Origin of the sequence: Alcanivorax profundi, from assembly GCF_003597125.1 — a bacterium.
GTDB classification, from domain to species: Bacteria; Pseudomonadota; Gammaproteobacteria; order Pseudomonadales; family Alcanivoracaceae; genus Alcanivorax; species Alcanivorax profundi.
In genome coordinates, this window is the sequence record NZ_QYYA01000085.1 from 1 (window position 1) to 519 (window position 519).

The window sequence follows — 519 nt, forward strand, 5'->3', positions numbered from 1 at the left end:
TTCATCAGCATCATATTCCATGCCGGTATTGAAGAACTTCACCTTATCTCCCTTACGGATCACGCCATTCTCTATCTTGAAATAGGCGATGATGCCGCGGAAAGAGTTGAATACAGAGTCGAAAATCAAAGCCTGAAGCGGTGCCTTCTCGTCTCCTACTGGAGCAGGAACACGATTAACAACAGCTTCCAATATATCTTCTACACCCTCACCGGTCTTACCTGAAGCACGGAGAATATCCTCATGCTTACAACCGATCAGGTCTACTATTTCATCTTCTACCTCATCAGGCATAGCTGAAGGCATATCTATCTTATTGATTACCGGAATCATCTCCAGGTCGTGCTGGATAGCCATATAGAGGTTTGAAATGGTCTGTGCCTGAACGCCTTGAGTAGCGTCAACTACAAGCAGTGCTCCCTCGCAAGCAGCGATGGAACGGGAAACTTCGTATGATAAGTCAACATGTCCCGGAGTATCGATAAGATTCAGGATATAGGTCTGTCCATCCTTTGCCTT

1 protein-coding gene is annotated in these 519 nt (G+C 45.9%); it reads right to left on the reverse strand.

Annotated features, from left to right (window positions below; genetic code table 11):
• The coding region (locus D4A39_RS19130) for a GTP-binding protein (protein WP_119918597.1) at positions 1-519 on the reverse strand (519 nt) is incomplete at both ends.